The 14,521-nt window shown below is 36.0% G+C and carries 9 protein-coding genes and 1 tRNA gene; 3 read left to right on the forward strand and 7 right to left on the reverse strand.

Annotation, left to right across the window (positions count from 1 at the left end):
- The first annotated feature begins 126 nt into the window (after window positions 1–126).
- Window positions 127–1,356, forward strand: coding sequence for a glycosyltransferase (locus EG849_RS08800; RefSeq protein WP_125012713.1), 1,230 nt, complete (start codon window positions 127–129; stop codon window positions 1,354–1,356).
- Window positions 1,357–1,414: 58 nt separating this feature from the next.
- On the opposite strand, the gene EG849_RS08805 is transcribed toward EG849_RS08800, so the two are convergent.
- From EG849_RS08805 to porU, 5 genes are all read right to left on the reverse strand, one after another.
- Window positions 1,415–3,091 carry a pyruvate dehydrogenase complex dihydrolipoamide acetyltransferase gene (locus tag EG849_RS08805; protein WP_125012714.1) on the reverse strand — a complete coding sequence of 559 codons (1,677 nt, stop codon included), beginning with the start codon at window positions 3,089–3,091 and terminating at the stop codon, window positions 1,415–1,417.
- A gap of 5 nt (window positions 3,092–3,096) precedes the next feature.
- Window positions 3,097–4,095 carry a pyruvate dehydrogenase (acetyl-transferring) E1 component subunit alpha gene (pdhA, locus tag EG849_RS08810; RefSeq protein ID WP_125012715.1) on the reverse strand — a complete coding sequence of 333 codons (999 nt, stop codon included), beginning with the start codon at window positions 4,093–4,095 and terminating at the stop codon, window positions 3,097–3,099.
- Window positions 4,096–4,249: 154 nt separating this feature from the next.
- Window positions 4,250–4,732: a cytidine deaminase gene (cdd, locus tag EG849_RS08815; RefSeq protein ID WP_125012716.1), complete on the reverse strand. Its 483-nt coding sequence runs from the start codon at window positions 4,730–4,732 to the stop codon at window positions 4,250–4,252.
- A gap of 73 nt (window positions 4,733–4,805) precedes the next feature.
- Entirely contained in the window at window positions 4,806–5,957 is a 1,152-nt protein-coding gene (porV, locus tag EG849_RS08820; protein WP_125012717.1) for a type IX secretion system outer membrane channel protein PorV, read from the reverse strand.
- Between the two features lie 38 nt (window positions 5,958–5,995).
- Window positions 5,996–9,835, reverse strand: a complete 3,840-nt coding sequence (porU, locus tag EG849_RS08825) for a type IX secretion system sortase PorU (RefSeq protein ID WP_125012718.1) — start codon at window positions 9,833–9,835, stop codon at window positions 5,996–5,998.
- A gap of 210 nt (window positions 9,836–10,045) precedes the next feature.
- On the opposite strand from porU, the gene gldJ reads away from it, so the two are divergent.
- Entirely contained in the window at window positions 10,046–11,710 is a 1,665-nt protein-coding gene (gene gldJ / locus EG849_RS08830; RefSeq protein WP_125012719.1) for a gliding motility lipoprotein GldJ, read from the forward strand.
- A gap of 69 nt (window positions 11,711–11,779) precedes the next feature.
- Window positions 11,780–13,063 (forward strand): UDP-N-acetylmuramoyl-tripeptide--D-alanyl-D-alanine ligase, encoded by a 1,284-nt coding sequence (locus tag EG849_RS08835; RefSeq protein ID WP_125012720.1) that lies wholly within the window; start codon window positions 11,780–11,782, stop codon window positions 13,061–13,063.
- 296 nt (window positions 13,064–13,359) lie between these two features.
- Here the strand turns inward: EG849_RS08835 and EG849_RS08840 are convergent, their stop codons facing one another.
- Window positions 13,360–14,169, reverse strand: a complete 810-nt coding sequence (locus EG849_RS08840; protein WP_125012721.1) for a T9SS type A sorting domain-containing protein — start codon at window positions 14,167–14,169, stop codon at window positions 13,360–13,362.
- 220 nt (window positions 14,170–14,389) lie between these two features.
- Window positions 14,390–14,464 (reverse strand) — tRNA-Val (locus EG849_RS08845).
- Between the last annotated feature and the right edge of the window lie 57 nt (window positions 14,465–14,521).

Consider the following 14,521-nt stretch of genomic DNA (forward strand, 5'->3'; position numbering starts at 1 on the left):
CAATCCGCCGCCTTTCTTATAAAATCCTCATCATTCATTTGATGGGGATTTTTTTTTTTTGGATGAAAATCAAAAATAGCTTTAAACTTTCTTTTGGAGAAGTAATAAATCGCTTTCCTTTGCCTTATGGATAATAGAAAAACCTTATTGATTATCGGGATCGTGTGGCCAGAGCCAAAATCCTCTGCAGCAGGAAGCAGAATGATCCAGCTTGTTGATATTTTTAAGCAATTGGATTTTACAATTGTCTTTGCAAGTGCGGCGCAAGAAGGAGAATTTTCTTTTCCTCTGGATGAAATGGGTATTGAAAGGAAAAATATTCTTTTAAATGATGCTGGTTTTGATGCTTTTGTTTCAGAATTACAGCCAAATATTGTGCTTTTTGATCGATTCATGATAGAAGAGCAATTTGGTTGGCGTGTATCTCAATCGTGTCCAGACGCTTTGAAAATATTGGATACAGAAGATTTGCACTGCCTTCGGTTGGGAAGGCAGAAAGCATGCAAAGAAAATAGAGATTTTGATATTTCTGATTTGTTTTCGGATGTTTCTAAAAGAGAAATTGCAAGTATTTTAAGGTGTGATATTTCTTTAATGGTTTCCGAATTTGAAATAAATCTTCTTAAAGACCAATTTAAAATAAATGCTTCTGCTCTAATGTATCTTCCATTATTTGCAGAAAAGAATTCTGAAGTTAGTGATTTTAATAAAAAAGAAGGTTTTGTATTTATCGGGAACTTTCTTCACGAACCCAATTGGAATTCTGTTTTATACCTAAAAGAAACAATTTGGCCATTAGTTCATAAACAACTGCCAGGTGTCACGCTGAAAATTTACGGTGCTTATCCTTCTCAAAAGGTTTTGCAATTGCATAATCCTAAATCTAATTTTTTAATTGAAGGAAGGGCTGAAAATGCTTCAACGGTAATATCTGATGCCAGGGTAATGCTGGCGCCTTTGCGATTTGGAGCTGGAATTAAAGGAAAACTTTTGGAAGCGATGCAATACGGAACTCCGAGTGTTACCACGTCAATAGGAGCTGAATCGATGCACGATGCGTTATCTTGGAATGGTTTTGTAGAAGATAATCCTCAAGAATTTGCAAACAAAGCGGTGCAATTATATAACGATGAAAATCTTTGGAATGAAAGCCAGCAGAATGGTTTTGAAATATTAAAAGCTAAATTTTCCAGAGAGCTGTATTTTTCAGAGTTTAGTGAGAAAATAAATTACTTGTTACATAATCTTAAAAACCACAGAAATGAAAACTTTATAGGCCAAATCCTGCAACATCATACGTTGCGCAGTACCGAATATATGTCAAGATGGATTACCGCTAAAAACAAGAATTTATAAATAAAAAAATCCCGTTCTGAAAATTCAAAACGAGATTTTTATTTATAAGGAAATTAGCTTATGCTAGCATCGTAACCGGATTTTCCAAGTATTGTCTTAAAGTCTGCAAGAATTGTGCTCCTGTAGCTCCATCAACAGTCCTGTGGTCGCAAGCAAGTGTTACTTTCATTGTGTTTCCAACAACAATCTGTCCGTTTCTTACCACTGGTTTTTCAACAATTGCACCCACAGAAAGAATTGCAGAGTTAGGTTGGTTGATGATAGAAGTAAATTCTGTGATACCAAACATTCCTAAGTTAGAAACCGTAAAAGTACTTCCTTCCATTTCGGCAGGCTGTAATTTTTTGTTTTTTGCCCTTCCAGCAACATCTCTCACATTACCGCCAATTTGAGTCAAGCTCAATTGATCAGCAAATTTAAGAACTGGAACTACCAAACCGTCTTCAACAGCAACAGCAACTCCAATGTGAACGTGGTGGTGGATCACCGTAAAGTCCTCTTTCCATTGTGAATTTACCTTTGGATGTTTTTTCAATGCCATTGCGCAGGCTTTGATAACCATATCATTGAAAGAAACTTTCGTATCTGGCAATGAATTGATTGTATTTCTTGAAGCCATCGCGCTGTCCATTGCTACTTCGATTGTCAAGTAATAATGTGGCGCTGTAAATTTAGATTCAGCAAGACGTTTGGCGATCACCTTACGCATTTGTGAATTTTTAATTTCTTCAGAAGAAGTTTCTCCTGCAGCAACAAATGGTTTTACAGCAGTTGCGCTTTCTGATTTAGAAGCTTGTGCAGCTGGTGCTTGTGCAGGCGTGAAGTTTTCGATATCGCTTTTCACGATACGTCCGTTTTCACCCGTTCCTTTTACTTGAGCAATATTTATTTTTTTCTCTTCAGCAATTTTTTTAGCCAATGGAGAAATGAAAATTCTTTTGCCGTCAGAAACCGTTTCGATTGATTCTTCCTTCGAATCTTCTTTCTTAGTTTCTTCCGTTTTTGTTTCTGATTTTTCCTCAGATTTAGCTTCTTCTTTTGCAGGAGCTGCAACAGCACCGCTATTTTTATAGTTAGCAGCAATTCCAGAAACATCAGTTCCTTCTGGTCCGATGATTGCTAAAACGCTATCAACAGGAGCAGATTCTCCTTCTTTGATTCCGATTTCTAATAAAGTTCCAGAATTGAAAGATTCAAATTCCATTGTTGCTTTATCCGTTTCAATTTCAGCAAGAATATCGCCTTCGGCAATTTTATCGCCTACTTTTTTCAACCAGGTAGCTACAGTTCCGTCAGTCATTGTGTCGCTCAAGCGTGGCATAGTTACCACTACAACACCTTTTGGCAATGAAGCGCTTTCGGCCTTTGGAGCTTCTTCTTTTTTATCTTCTTTCGGAGCTTCCTCTGATTTTTCTTCAGATTTAGTTTCCTCTTTTGGAGTTTCTTCCTTTTTATCAGATGAACTTGCGCCACCTAATAAATCTGAAATATCTTCACCTTCTTTACCAATAATTGCTAAAAGTGAATCAATTGGAGCTGATTCTCCTTCTTGAATACCAATGTGCAATAAAGTTCCAGAATTAAACGATTCGAATTCCATTGTTGCTTTGTCTGTTTCGATTTCAGCAAGAATGTCTCCTTCTTTAATTTGGTCCCCAACTTTTTTCAACCATGTCGCTACAGTTCCTTCTGTCATAGTATCGCTCAAGCGAGGCATTGTGATTTTGATTGCCATATTGATTATAGTTTATGAGGGATGAAAGGATAGTTTTCTTGTTCGTAAACAACATCATAAAGTTGCTGTACTTCTGGAAATGGAGATTCGTCAGCAAATTTTGCGCATTCTTCTACCAATTCTTTTACACGTTCATCAATGGCTTCAATTTCTGCTTCAGTAGCATAATTGTTTTCTTTGATTACATCTAAAACTTGAGTGATCGGGTCAATTTTTTTGTACTCTTCAACCTCTTCTTTTGAGCGGTATAATTGTGCGTCAGACATCGAGTGTCCTCTGTAACGGTATGTTTTCATTTCAAGGAAAGTTGGTCCGTCACCACGGCGCGCTCTGTCGATCGCTTCGTGCATTGCTTCAGCTACTTTCACAGGATTCATTCCATCAACTGGTCCACAAGGCATTTCATATCCTAAACCAAGTTTCCAGATATCAGTGTGGTTTGCAGTTCTCTCCACAGAAGTTCCCATTGCATAACCGTTGTTTTCAACGATAAATACCACTGGAAGCTTCCATAGCATTGCCATGTTAAAAGCTTCGTGCAAAGAACCTTGGCGTGCGGCTCCATCACCAAAATAAGTCATGGTTACACCGCCAGTTTCAAAATATTTGTCTGCGAAAGCGATACCGGCACCAACTGGAATTTGCGCTCCAACGATTCCGTGGCCTCCATAAAATCCTTTTTCTTTAGAGAATATGTGCATAGATCCGCCCATTCCTTTAGAGGTTCCTGTTACTTTTCCAAGCAACTCAGCCATTACAGCTTTTGGATCAACACCCATTCCGATGGGCTGCACGTGGTTTCTATAAGCAGTAATCATTTTATCTTTTGATAAATCCATTGCATGCAATGCTCCAGCTAAAACAGCTTCTTGACCATTGTATAAGTGAAGAAAACCTCTTACTTTTTGTTGGATATACAGAGCGGCTAATTTGTCTTCAAATTTTCTCCAAAGCAGCATGTCTTCGTACCACTTTAAGTAAACTTCTTTTGTAACTTCTTTCATTGTTTGTTTTTTGCTAAACGTTATCGTGCCAGTAAATTGCTAATACACGCGCAAAATAGTTGCCTCACACAAATTTGCGCTCCGAAGTGTCGGAATGCAAAAATAAGACATTCCGACTTAGAACTAAAACTTAAAAGGTAAATTTTAGGTATTTTTATAAATAGTTTTTATCAAACATGAACGGGAGCAGATTTTTTAACGAATCAGACTTGTACACTTCTCCGGATTCTCCCATAAAATAAATTTCAATGGGCGTTTCTTGTTTGAATTCATATTCTGAAATGGATTGCCTGCATCCGCCACATGGAGGAATAGGGGCGAGAACCGGTTTTTCGTCGGAAGTGGCAGAAATGGCCATTTTTAAAATTTTTGAGTCAGGATAAATAGCTCCGGCTTGGAATATGGCAACTCTTTCAGCGCACAATCCTGAGGGATACGCAGCGTTTTCTTGGTTGGATCCTAAAACTATTTTGCCGTTATCTAATGCAATGGCGCAGCCTACCCTGAATTTTGAGTAAGGGGCGTATGCTTTTTTTCTGATTTCAATGGCTTGGTTCATTAAATCCAAAAGGTCAGCGGTAAGCTCTTCTTTTGAATCAAAAACAGAGAAAGTTGTGGTAATGTTTATTTGTTTCATAAATGTATTTAGGAAAAAAAATCCAAATTACTAATGAAAGCAATTTGGATCTTTAGGTCTTTAAATTAGAATGCTAATATTCATCGTATTGGTCTCCGAAAGCAAAGCTTAGAGAGAAACGAAGTGTATTTTCAAGTGGGTTTCTTACTTTTGAAGCCGAGAATAAATAAGATACGTCCAGTTTTACAATGTTATATTTGAATCCGGCTCCAAGAGAAAGGAATTTTCGTGCTCCTTTTTCTTCACTTTCATTAAAATATCCCGCTCTGATAGCAAATGAATCTTGGTACCAATATTCAGCACCTAAAGCCCAAGTGAATTCTTTTAATTCTTCTTTCATTCCATCAGGAGCATCGCCAAAAGATTGGAAAATTCCTTCTGTCCAACCGATGGAATTATAGTCATTTACTTTATCAGGATCGACCTCGCCATTTTCATTACGAAAATCTGGAGTGGGAACTAATAATTTATTTACTTCTAAGTTAAGAGAAACTTTGTTGTATTCGTCAAAGATGAAATCAAATCCACCACCTAATTTCATATTTGCAGGTAAGAAATTAGCATTTGAATCTATATCGTCATTGTTATAGTTAAGTTTTGGACCTAAGTTTTGGAAATTAAATCCACCGCGCCATCTTCCGTTAAAGTCATCATAAGCGATTTCTTCTGATTGATAATATCCAGAAATATCAACGGCAAAAGAAGTTGCGGCAGAAGCGTCTCCGGTTCCGTCGGGAATTCTTAGACTTGAACTAATGAATCGACCAGCAACAGACATAGAAAAACGTTCGTCTAATCTTAATGAGTAAGATAAGTCAACAGCAAGTTCACTTGGTTTTACGATGTTTGGAGTATCATCTGCATTTTGTCTAAATTCTATTTCTCCTAAACTAAAGTATCTTAAACTTGCGGCAAAAGCACTTTGCTCAGAAATTCTATTAAAATAGGTTACCTGACCCAGTGCAATATCATTTGCCAAGTCAGTCAAGTAAGGTGTGTAACTTAAAGAAAAACCTTGTTTGTCAAGTGAAAAGGCATATTTTGCTGGATTCCATTGTTGTGAATAAACGTCAGGAGATGTAGCAACACCAATATCACCCATACCAGCAGATCTAGCGTCACCTGCAATCAACAGAAAAGGTACTCCGGTTGTGATTACGCGATCCTGTGCATTGGAAACATTGAATACTAAAGCGCAAAGTATTATTAAAGCGGTTTTTTTCATTCTGGTTGAATATTTAATTGAACAAATATAATATTTTATTAAAGGATAACAAGTTTCTCGTACTTTTCTGTTTTTTTATTTGTCAAATTAGATCTGACTGTGAGTTTATAAACATAAACTCCTTTTCCGATTCGGTCTCCAAAATCATCTTTTCCGTCCCAAGTAATTTCTCTTGAAAGGAAACCTTCCGTATTTACCACTTGATTAATAGTCTTTACAATTTTTCCTGTAATGGTTAAAATTTGTACTTGAACATCCAATGGTTCATAAGGTTTATTATGCGTAAACCAAAACTGTGTGTAATTCACAAACGGATTTGGATAGTTCAGCACGTTTGTCAAGGTAACATTTTCATCACCCACAACAATAAATTGAATTTCAGCCGTAACAGGATTATTGTAAACATCCCAAGCTTTAAATACAATTGTGTGCAAACCAACAGCTAAATCTCTAAAAGGGAAACGTACTTTTCCTTTGGTGTAATCGTCAAGTTCCGTTTCATAATAATCATTTAAGATATAAGGATTGTTTTCGTCTCCGTCTAAAATAGCAACAATGTCATGACCGATACCGCTGGCTGTGTTGATTCCGTTTTCATCTTCTAAAAAGGCTAAAAATATGGGCGATTCATTGGTGATTCCTCCTGAAATAAATGTTTCGTCATTCATATAAAGACGAACTCTTGGTCCAATATTGTCAGCCACAGCGGTTGGGTTTATGCCTCCAATTTTTATGTCAATATTATATCCGGTTTGATCTTCAAGCGCTTGTGTTTTTTTTGCGTAAAAGCTAACTCTTCCGTTTCCAACCGGGATTGTAATGTCTCTAGGGACAACAAAACTAAATTCAAAATTTCCGTTGGTCACGGAAGCATTTCCTCTGAAAATGGTTTCCCCTAATAAAGTGAAATCCATTAAAATTAATCCACCTCCATCAGAAGTTCCGTCGTTTCCTAAAGTTGATTTTTGTATGTTTTTGTCAAATATATTTACGGACAAATCGCCATTATAGTTTGAAAGCATGTTGTTTCCGGCAATATCTCTCACTTCACCTGTAAATTTCACGGGACTCAAGGCGCTTAAAACGAAGCTTGAAGTTTGAATTGGCTCGTCATTTACTTTTGTTAAAACAATGGTAGGTTTTGGGATTGGTAATTTTATGGCAGGGTCACCAATGTAAGAAACCATTAAAGTAGGTTGTTCATACGTGTTCTTGGCATTTTTTAAAGCTTCTGCCATTGAAATGTCGCTTGAATTGACAAAACCGAAAAGTTCTTCAGCTAGGTGTTCGTTGATGTCTTGACCTGTGTTAACATCGATTTGTCTTGTGGTTGTAACCATTGAAATGGCGCCGCCTTTTGGATTCCAATACATTTGTTCTCCTGCGGTCGGTCGGTAAGGATTGTCAAATCGAGTGAACTCGCAAGTTACTGTAATAAAAAGGGGGTATTTAAATTGGTTGGACAAGGTTTGTGCGTCTGTTTTTTCAAAAATCCTTTCTACAGCCAATCCATCTTCACCGCCGTGTCCAAAATAATTGACGACCAAAGCGCCTTGGTTTATGGCATCAAAGAAATCTTTTCTTGCCTTTGGGTACCTGAATCCTCCAGCAGAAGCTTCTTGGACATAAGAATCAGTGTGGATTTTTTTTACGTTGATAAAAGGTTTTTGAGCATAAATTTCATCCCCAAGGTCGTCAATACCTGTCTGGATTGAGTTTTCCCATGCAGCGTCAACATCATCTGAAACCAAAACAAAATTATTTCTCCATTTTCCATAAGATTCAACTGCGTGGTATTCGATAACTTTGGTTACCATTTCTTCTGCCTGTTTTAAATCTGAAACCAGCATTCGGCCTACGGAAATTTCCATATTGTCAGCTGCAGAACCCATTCTTCCTTCATTAGGGCCATACATGGCATAAAAATCATCAGTCATGTAAGAGCTACCTAAAGAAAAACTGTCCAAGACATGAAAAATCGGGACGATATTAGTATTATTCGGAATTCTGTTTTTGTAGTCAAAAGAAGCATCTCCAAATAAATTTAAATATTTCAGTCTATTATTAGGAGAAGATGCGTTATTGTAAATGTATTTTGCGAAATTTCTTATAGCGGCAATATCTTGCTTTCCCGAAGAAAATTCTTCATAGATTGCTTCTAGACTTATTACTTTTACATTTAACTGTGAATAATTTCTATGAAAATTTGCCAATCGCTCTGCTTGAGAGGTCAAAGATGCTGGTGTAACGATTAAATAATCTAAATCTTGAAAAGCACCTTGATTGTTCTTTAATATCGTTCCTTTTAAATTTTGATTGGCAACTCTTGATTTTGAATCTTTTAAAGGGCTTAAAAAGTTAGCATTGTCAACAGCAATGTAATTTCTGATTTCACCTAAGTAAGACTTAAAAGAAAAGTTGTTTTGGTTAGGGTTTAGCGTTTTTGAAACATTGTAAATATCTGTGATGTCCCAAATTTGGCTAATTCCCGAAGCATTTGAAAATTGATACTCAATTACTCCTGAGTTTAAGGCAGCATCATTTAATTGAAATCGAAACTGTTTCCCAAAACCATTCAATCTTCCTTTTGATCTCAGAATAATATAATCTAAGTAAGCATTTGCACTCGGTACTCCATTATTATTGTAAGTCAATTTTACAGTCACGGTTTCAGTGCTTGGGATATTTCCTGCGGTATTATCAGGGCTTGCCAAAGTAGAAGAGTTTGATCCTATTGCATCAAAGGTCATTGTTCCTATATTTTGGGTATTTGCGGTGACAGTCATATTATTTGTAGAAAATGAAGCGCCAGCAGCAGAAACTTGGATGTTTATTTGAGAAGCAGGCGCAAGATTTGGAAATTGAAATTTAAATTCTTGCTCATTTTCAATATTAAATTGTTCTCCAAACCATTTTCTGCCCAAACGTGCTACATTTATTCGGTCTACTTCGTGAAATTGATAATCGTCAAAAACAGTTGTTGTCATTGTTGGGGCTTGAGTAATAGCAGGCATATTGCCAATTCTTTTTCCTGGGCCTCCATTAGAAGTGATATAATAATAAGATTTGTCAGCAAAAAGATTGTTGTGCGTTTCGCTTTCTTCGTTCCAGTTGTCGACGCCTTCAGCATAAAATAAAATATAATCTGAATTGTCAAATCCTCCGTCTTCTTCGCCAATGATACTGATTGCATTTTCGGCCATATCATCAGGATAAGGAATGCTGTTTAAAAGAGGCAGCATTCGGCCACCGTTTCCATATATTTTTATGTTTCTTGGATCAACTCCGTTTAAATTCATTCCTAAACTTTGAATAAAACTTCGGGAGATTTTATAAACGCCCGATTTTGTAACATAAAAACGATAAAGATCTCCAGAGCTTAAAACAGAATTTGAAATTGCTGTAATGCTATTCGTGGAATAGGAAGTCATTTGGTTTTGTGCAATTGCAAAAGAATAAGAAAACGATTTTATTCTTTGGTAGGTGTTTCCTGATTTTATGATAGGAGAAACTTCAAAATAGGCTTTTTGACCACCATTATTATCCATATTTTTAATGGATGAAACAATAGAATTCGGGATTGATTTTTTGTTTAAATCGCCTAGATTTTCTTCAGATATAGACTCAAAAACAACGTTGCTCACAACGAATGATTTCTCGTCTACAAAACCATTTACAGGGATTTTTTTAACATATTGAATTTTATTTTTGGCAAAATCATAATAAAATGACGAAGACTTAAATGTAGGAATTTTGATTTTTATTTGTTCAGAAAAAACACCTGAGTTTTCAATCCATTCAATAGTAATTGTTTCTTTTTGCTGTGCAAAAGAATGGAGGGAAAAGAGGAGGGATAAGAGTAAAAATGTATTTTTCATCAATTTCAATAACGCTTAGTAATGGTATTTATTACGAATTTCAAAAATAATTTTTTTAACTTAATATTAAGTACAATAAACTGATAATATTTACGTTTTAGAAATGTGGATTTAACAAAAAATTAGTTTTTTATTATAATTTAAATTTTGTGTTGCGGTTTAACGGTTAATTATTATATTGCGGCTCGAAATTTATTACCTACTGAAAGTATGAAAGTAAACAAAATTATGGCTTTGAGGCTGATGCTAACTGCGGCATTAGTTGTGGGTGTTACTAGTTGTAGTAAGAACTCCAGCTCAAAAAACGCATCTTCTGCCACTGGTTGGAAAATCAATGACAAGAAAGGTGGGTTTCAATACAATTCTAATTTCAAGAAGCAAGAAACGGCTCCTGGACTTGTTTTGGTTGAAGGTGGAACATTTACGATGGGTAAAGTTCAGGACGATGTAATGCACGATTGGAACAATACGCCAAATCAACAACACGTTCAGTCTTTTTACATGGATGAGACCGAGGTAACCAATATCATGTATATGGAATACCTTGATTGGTTAAAAAGAGTTTTTGATCCAGAAGATGATAATTACAGAAATATTTATGAAGGAGCCCTTCCTGATACATTAGTTTGGAGAGACAGATTGGGTTATAACGAAACAATGACAAATAACTATCTTAGGCATCCTGCTTATGCAAGCTACCCAGTAGTGGGTGTAAACTGGATTCAAGCGGTTGAATTCAGCAAATGGAGAACAGATCGTGTGAACGAAAATGTTCTTGAAAGAGAAGGTTACTTAAAAAGAGATGCAAAAGTTACTGATGCAAAAGGGGAAAGTACCTTTAACACAGAAACATATTTGAATGCTCCAACAAAAACTTACGGAGGGAATGAAGAAATCGTTCTTAAAGGGAAAAGAGGGAAATCGAAAGATAGTACTAATTTATATGCTCAAAGAACTTCGGGTATCATTCTTCCAGAATACAGGCTTCCAACAGAAGCAGAGTGGGAATATGCTGCAGCTTCTGATGTAGGTAACAGAGAATATAACTTGTACAGAGGCCAAAAGAAATATCCTTGGAAAGGAAACTACACACGTTCTGGAAACAGGAAAGTGAAAGGAGATCAATTGGCTAACTTTAAACAAGGTAAAGGGGATTACGGTGGTATCGCAGGATGGTCTGATGATGGTGCTGATATTACTCAAAGCGTGAAATATTATCCACCAAATGATTTTGGATTGTATGATATGGCAGGTAACGTTGCAGAATGGGTTGCTGACGTTTACAGACCTATTGTTGATGATGAAGCAAATGACTTCAACTATTACAGAGGTAACGTTTACATGAAAAATAAAATCGGTGAAGACGGAAAAGCTGAAATTGTTACAGCAGAAACCATCGCTTATGATACTTTAGCAAACGGTAGAATCATGGCAAGAAATTTCCCTGGTCAAATTGCTCAAGTGCCAATCGACGAAAAAGAAACCTATTTGAGACAAAATTTCGACAAATCTGACAACAGGAATTACAGAGATGGAGACAAACAATCAACCAGATATTTTGACTTCGGAAGTTCTGAAGAAGGAGAAAAAGTAGATGACTCAAAAAGAATGTATGATTCTCCGAAACACAATGTGACTACAGACAGTTTAGGAAACATGGTGAGAAGATTTGACAAGTCTTCAAAAAGAACAACTTTAATTGATGATAATGTTAGAGTTTACAAAGGTGGTTCTTGGAGAGACAGAGCTTATTGGTTAGATCCAGCTCAAAGAAGATACTTCCCGCAAGATATGGCAACTGACTACATCGGATTTAGATGTGCAATGTCAAGAGTAGGTCCAAAATCTGACGGAAAGAAAAAAGCAAGAAATTAATTTTCAGTACATAAATTCCACAAAAGCCCTTTAATTAGGGCTTTTGTTTTATAATACAGTTTCTAAAAAATGGAAATTAAAAACATTCACAATTTATTTTTAAGTTGTAACTCCGTGTCAATCGATACCCGAAAAATCGAAAACAATTCGATGTTTTTCGCAATAACAGGCGAGCGATTTGATGCCAATACTTTTGCCGAAGAAGCTTTAAAAAAAGGAGCCTCTTTTGTAATAATCGACAATCAAGATTATTTTATAGACGAGAGAACCATTCTTGTGGAAGATTCTTTAAGAGCTTTGCAAGAGCTTTCTAAATTCCATAGAAACTATCTAAAACTTCCTATTGTTGCCTTGACCGGAAGCAACGGAAAAACAACGACCAAAGAATTGATCAACGTCGTTCTTTCAAAGAAATACAATACAAAAGCGACGGTTGGAAATCTAAACAACCATATCGGAGTTCCGTTGACGTTGCTTTCTTTCACTTCCAAGACTGAAATTGGAATTGTGGAAATGGGCGCGAACCACCAAAAAGAAATTGAATTTTTGTGTGAAATTGCGCAGCCAGATTTTGGATACATTACCAATTTTGGAAAAGCGCACCTCGAAGGTTTTGGCGGTACCGAAGGCGTAATCAAAGGCAAAAGTGAAATGTATCAGTTTCTTTCCGAAAACAACAAATTCGTTTTTGTCAATTTAGATGATACTATTCAAAGAGAAAAAACCGAAAAAAACCTGCGGATTACTTTCAGTCAAACCGATAAAAATGCGTCGGTTTTGATTAATGAAATTAAAGCCAATCCTTTCGTAGAAATCACTTATGATGGGATAAAAGTAAAATCAAATTTGATCGGTTTGTACAATGCAAATAACATCAACGCGGCGATCACAATCGGGAAGTATTTCAAAGTTTCAAACGAAGAAATTAAAGAAGCGATAGAAAGTTATATTCCAGAAAATAACCGTTCTCAAATGCTGGTCAAAAATTCAAACGAAATTATTTTGGATGCTTACAATGCCAATCCGAGCAGTATGGAAGTAGCGATCAAGAATTTTTTGCAGTTAGAAAAAGAAAATAAAATAGCTGTTTTAGGCGATATGTTTGAGTTGGGCGAAGAAAGTTTTGAAGAACACAAGCACATTGTTTCGTTGTTAGAAAATGAGCCTGAAGTCAAAACCTATTTTGTTGGAAGCCAATTTTACGCAAATAAAATGGATAGTGAATTTGTGTTTTTCCATGAAACTTTTGAGGATTTTTCAAATTTTATTAAAGAGGAAAAACTCCAAAATCAGCTGATTTTAATCAAAGGTTCTCGTGGCATGGCTTTAGAAAGAACACTGGAATTGCTTTAATTCAGATACTATATTTTAAATAGTACAGTTATAATTTTTATACTAAATAAATAACTTTTTTTTTGTTGGTAACAAAACAAGAGATGAGTTTTTTTGGTTTTTACGATAGGGAGCTTTGATTATAAGAATTTCTTACAACTTATGATTACAAGATTAGTTAGGCTTGCCTCAATCTCAAGAACAATTCGAGGTTTATGATTGCAACGGACAAAGAGTAAGACGAAATATAAATGAATAAAAAACGCTTCAGAAAACTGAAGCGTTTTTTTAAAAATTGTTGATGCTACGCTTCGAGTTTATTCCTTGAAAATTTTAAAAGTCTTAGCTTCTTTCTCATTAAATAATTTTAGTATATAAACGCCAACTGCAAGATTAGAAACGTCAACAGTGGTTTCAGGACCCAAACCTGTTTTTTTGTGTACTTCTTGCCCTAATTGATTGTAAATGTGTAAACTGCCAATGGCTGATTTATAAGTTATAGTCAGTGAATTTTTTGCAGGCACAGGGTAAATAGATAGTGACTGTGCATCAAAAGCCGGGTTGCTTAAAGTATTGACGTTCAAAATAAAGTCTAAAGCTTGGCCGTATCCTGGGAATTCGCCAAATCCAAAGGGGCTAAATGATATTGCACAAGGATTAATTACGGCAACTGATTCTTCATCTGTATATGTTTTTGTAATGCGTATACGTGTAGTTGCATTATTGGCGGTTGTAGGAACGGGAATATCCATAGCTACAAAAATGCCGTCAGTTCCGGTTGAATTGGTGAGTGTGCCTACTTCATAAATCTCTCCAGCGTCATTTAATACGCCGTTATTGTTCCAGTCAATAAATGCGACTATGTTAGTGTCAAAATTCCCTTGAGTGTTTCCATATACTTTAAGAGAGTACGTCTGGCCAGAAGCTACGGGAACAGAGGTGGCGGTAAAATCAATTAATACGTCAGTATCGTTAATGTTGTTAATCACCACGTTGTTGAAGCTGATAGAGGTGATTTCCTCAACAACTACTTCATCAGGTTCGGTAATACCACAATAAGGGTTTGGGAAAGTTTGCGCATTTATTACTGCTGTAAAAAAGGCAAAGACAAAAGTAATTTTTCTCATAATCTTGAAATTAGCATAATGCATTCAATTTACGGCAGTTACGCTAAAAACAAATTTTTTTTTGTAATTATTTAACTATTGTTTTTTAATAATAAAAAATAGTTAGATTATAAATACTGCGGTAGATGCCAATACAATGGAGAGAAAAGTTAAGCAAAAGAATTAGTTTTTTGCAAAAAAAATGGCGCTACCTTTTAAAGTTGCGCCATTTGGCATTTTGTGGGCGATGAGGGGTTCGAACCCCCGACCCCCTCGGTGTAAACGAGGTGCTCTGAACCAGCTGAGCTAATCGCCCTTTCGGGTTGCAATGTCTTGCGTTATTGCGTGTGCAAATATAAGCTAGTTTTTTAAA

The sequence above is a fragment of the Flavobacterium macacae genome, assembly GCF_003865365.1.
Taxonomy (GTDB): domain Bacteria; phylum Bacteroidota; class Bacteroidia; order Flavobacteriales; family Flavobacteriaceae; genus Flavobacterium; species Flavobacterium macacae.